At 71.3% G+C, this 3,901-nt stretch carries 4 protein-coding genes; 1 reads left to right on the top strand and 3 read right to left on the bottom strand.

Features of this window, described 5'->3' with window-relative positions:
• Positions 1-25 precede the first annotated feature (25 nt).
• The 3 genes from hpnD to ACRDP3_RS09980 all read right to left on the bottom strand — a co-directional run bounded on the left by hpnD (position 26) and on the right by ACRDP3_RS09980 (position 2,832).
• Positions 26-967 carry a presqualene diphosphate synthase HpnD gene (hpnD, locus tag ACRDP3_RS09990; protein ID WP_431516513.1) on the bottom strand — a complete coding sequence of 314 codons (942 nt, stop codon included), beginning with the start codon at positions 965-967 and terminating at the stop codon, positions 26-28.
• A 7-nt stretch (positions 968-974) separates the two neighbouring features.
• Positions 975-1,886 (bottom strand): squalene synthase HpnC, encoded by a 912-nt coding sequence (hpnC, locus tag ACRDP3_RS09985; RefSeq protein WP_431516514.1) that lies wholly within the window; start codon positions 1,884-1,886, stop codon positions 975-977.
• Positions 1,887-2,121: 235 nt separating this feature from the next.
• Positions 2,122-2,832 (bottom strand): TetR/AcrR family transcriptional regulator, encoded by a 711-nt coding sequence (locus ACRDP3_RS09980; RefSeq protein WP_431516512.1) that lies wholly within the window; start codon positions 2,830-2,832, stop codon positions 2,122-2,124.
• A gap of 103 nt (positions 2,833-2,935) precedes the next feature.
• On the opposite strand from ACRDP3_RS09980, the gene ACRDP3_RS09975 reads away from it, so the two are divergent.
• On the top strand, positions 2,936-3,901 hold a 966-nt coding region (locus ACRDP3_RS09975), incomplete at its 3' end, for an MMPL family transporter (protein WP_431516511.1).

Here is a 3,901-nt window from a genome sequence, read left to right as displayed (position 1 = left end):
GTCCTCCTGTGCGTCTCCGGCCCGGTCATGCGCGCCCGCTCCGCCGCGCGGCGTGCCGGGCGTCGATGCCGGAGAGCCCGCGCACGGCGACGAAGGCCTTCTGCCGGCCGGGCAGCGAGACTCGCTGCCGCAGCACGGCCTGCGGGTCGGCCGCGATCCGGTCCAGCAGCCGGTGGTAGATCCCGGCCATGGCGGCGACACAGGCACCGGACCTGCGGTCGAGCAGCGGGAGCAGCTGGTACCCCTGGGCGAACAGTGCCCGGGCGCGCTGGACTTCAAGGTGCACCAGCCCGGCGAAGTCGCTTCCGGCGGGTGCGGCGTCGCTGTGAAAACCGACGGAGCAGCCGAACTTTTCAAGATCCTCCGCAGGCAGATACATACGTCCGTTGTCGGCATCTTCCCGTACATCACGGAGAATATTGGTGAGTTGGAGGGCAAGCCCGAGGGTATCGGCGTATTCGGGGGCGCGGGTCGCCTCCCGCACCCCCGGCAGTGTTCCGAACACGCCGAGGGACAGCCTTCCGATCGACCCGGCCACGCAGCGGCAGTAGACCTTGAGGTCGTCCCAGTCGCCGTAGACCGTGCCGCGCACGTCCAGCAGCACCCCGTCGATCAGTTCGTCGAGTCCGCCCAGCGGAAGCGGGTACCGGCGCGCCGCGTCGCTGAGGGCGACGGCTACGGGGTCGGTGTCGTCGTGCTGGATGTCACCCGCGCGGATCCGGTCGAGCAGTTCCCGGGTGTCCTGGAGCCGGGACTCCTTGGCGGCCGGTTCGAGGATGCCGTCGCCGATGTCGTCGACGCGCCGGGAGAAGGCGTAGAGCGCCGACATCGCCCGTCGCTTCCCGGCCGGCAGCAGCCGGATGCCGTAGGCGAAGTTGCGGGCCTGCACTCCCGTGACGGCCTCGCAGTAGCTGTAGGCGGCCGCCACTGCCGGCGACGCGTACGGTACGGCCCGCACTCTGTCCACGGTCCGCTCACCCCTCTCTGCGCAATGTTGCGACCACCTCGCGCAACTGGCCGCGCTTGGTGGCTCGGGGAGGTCCCGGGAGCACGTCGTATCCGGCGCGGCCGATGGCCCGCAGAGCGGCACGCCCGCCGCCGGTGAACCCGGCGAGCAGCAGCCTGAGCCGGCCGTGCACGCTGGCCACGAGCGGCTCGCCCGCCATCAGCAGCAGCCGGGCCCGCTCGGCCTCGTAGGCCAGCAGGGCCCGTACGGACGCGTTGGCGGTCGGAGCGGCGAGGTCGGCCTCGGAGACGTGGAAGCGGGCCATGTCCTGGGCCGGGAGATAGATGCGGTCGCGGGTCAGATCCTCGGCGACGTCCTGAAGATGTTCGATGATCTGCAGCGCGGTGCACACGTCGTCGGAGTGCCGGATCCGCTCGGGGGTCGCGGTGCCGGTGATGGCCAGGACGAGTCGGCCGACGGGGTTGGCGGACAGCTCGCAGTAGCCGAGCAGTTCGCCGCGGTCGTCGTAGCGGCGGACCTTCTGGTCCTGGCGGTTGGCCTCGATCAGAGCCAGAAAGGGTTCGGGGGTGAGGCCGCGGCGGCGCACGGTGGGCACCAGCGCCCGCAGCAGCGGGTGCACCGGAGCCGGTCCCCTACGGTCGAACACGCGACCGAGGCCGGCTTCCAGTGCGTCGAGCATCACGAGCCGGTCCGCACCCTGATCACTCCCCCAGTCGGGCTCCAGGCCCAGATACGCGGCGTCTGGGCCACCGGGAACGAGATCGCCGTCACCGATGTCGTCGACGAGGCGGGCGTAGCCGTAGACGGCCATCAGGTCCTCGCGCCATTCCCTCGGCAGAAAACGGGGCGCCACCGGGAAGTTCTCGCGCGCGGCCTTGGCGAGGACGGCACGCGCGTGCGCGTCCGCCTCCGCAGTCACCACGTGCTGCCAGTAGCCATTGCCGTCACATCCCCGTTTCTACACCGCTAAGTAAAAACATCCTATTTCGGACACGCCGCATGGGCCTGCCGAGGCGACCGGCGGCCGGCGGGACGGGGCACGACGCGCCGCTCACTCATCCGGAAACGCTCGACCTGGACCCACCTCCGAGCCCGCGCCGTGCGTCAGTCCCTTGCGGGCACATGCCGGCCAGGAAGGCGGACGGCTCTGGCGGTCAGGGAGCCGTGAAGCCCGCGATGACGGCGTCGAAGGCACGCTCGGCCACCACGTGAGTCTGTTCGGCACTCAGCTGGGAAAGGGGGCCGTCGAGGATGAGCATGGCCAGGCCGTGCACCGTCGCCCAGGCGGTGAGCTCCGCTCCCGCCCGGCGCTCCGCGGGCAGCCGGCCGTGCTCGACGAGGGCGTCCAGGGCCTGGACCAGGATGTCGAACGAGCGGAAGGCCCAGCTGCCCTCCTCGGCGGGGTCCAGCGACCCGTCCGGCGAACTCATCCTGAGCGGGTCGCGGCAGAAGGCGACCCGGAAGAGCCCGGGTTCCGCCAGGGCGAAGGCGAGATAGCCGCGCCCGATGGCGCGCACCCGCTCCTCGGCCGGCCCCGGACCGGAACCGGGAACCACCGCCGCCCCGGCCTCCATGGACTCCGTCAGACGCTGCTGCCCCAGCTCCTTGACCGCGTGCAGCAGCTCCGCCTGGCCGGCGAAGTGGCGATAGGCGGCCGTCGGCGAGACCCCGACCCGGCGGGCCGCGGCGCGCAGCACCACGGCCTCCGGCCCGCCGTCACGGGCCAGGTCGGTCGCCGCCTCGATCAGTGCGTTGCGCAGGTCGCCGTGGTGATAGGCGCCCTTGGCGCCGCGCGTACTCCGGTCCGCCTCCGCTCCCGTCCGTGGCCCACCGCTCACACCGGCACTCGCCTCCATGTCCGCCATGCTTCCATCCTGCCCGATGTTGACACTATTAACATGCGGTGGCAATATTCATGTTGACACCGTAAACATCCGCGGCGCGAACACTGCACATGGGGGGACGACCGTGCTCCGACGTATCGCAGAGCTGGCCCTGCACCGGCCACGCGCTCTGCTCCTGCTCAGCCTGATCGCCGTGGTGGCCATGGGTGCCATCGGATTCGGCGCCTTCGGAAAGCTCCAGGGCGGCGGCTTCGAGGATCCCGACGCGCCGTCCAGCCGCGCCCGGACGGTGATCGAGGAGAAGTTCGGCGGTGAGGACAACCTCGTGCTGCTGGTACGCGCCGAGCGCGGCGACCTCGACTCGGCCGCCGCCCGCGAAGCGGGCCGCCGGCTGACCGCGGGCCTGAAGAAGGAGCCGCGGATCTCCCACGTCTCCTCCTACTGGGGCCCCGGCGGCTCGGCCCTCACCTCCGAGGACGGCACCCAGGCGCTCGTCCTCGCCCATGTGAAGGGTGACAGCAGCGACGTCGCCGACCACACCAAGGAGATCACCGACACCTGGAGTGAGGGCCAGGGCCCGCTCGAGGTACGGGCGGGCGGCGGCGCCGCGCTCAACAACGACATCTCCGGCCAGGTCTCCGCCGACCTCGCCGTCGCCGAGGCCATCGCCGTCCCGGTCACCCTCATCCTGCTCGTCGTCGCCTTCGGCAGTGTCGTGGCGGCACTGCTGCCGCTGGCCATCGGGCTGATCGCCATCCTGGGCACCTTCGCCGAACTCTTCGTCCTCGGCAGCATCACCGACGTCTCGGTCTTCGCCGTCAACCTCACCACCGCGCTCGGACTCGGGCTCGGCATCGACTACGGCCTGCTGATCGTCAGCCGCTTCCGCGAGCGGCTCTCCGAGGGCGCCGAGGTGGCGGACGCGCTGCGGACGACCGTGACCACCGCCGGCCGCACCATCGCCTTCTCGGCCGCCACGGTCGTCGCGGCGCTGGCGGCCCTGCTCCTCTTCCCGCCCTTCTTCCTGCGCTCGTTCGCCTACGCGGGCATCGGCGTCGTCTTCATCGCCGCGGTGGCCGCGCTGCTGGTC

Origin of the sequence: Streptomyces sp. (genome assembly GCF_050698815.1) — a bacterium.
In the GTDB taxonomy this organism is placed as follows: Bacteria; Actinomycetota; Actinomycetes; order Streptomycetales; family Streptomycetaceae; genus Streptomyces.
This window is presented reverse-complemented; position numbering and strand designations above follow the sequence as displayed.

What these genes read in the sequence shown, in the direction of transcription:
- ACRDP3_RS09980 (WP_431516512.1), bottom strand. Translation starts at nt 2,832, where the DNA reads ATGGCGGACATGGAGGCGAGTGCCGGTGTGAGCGGTGGGCCACGGACG.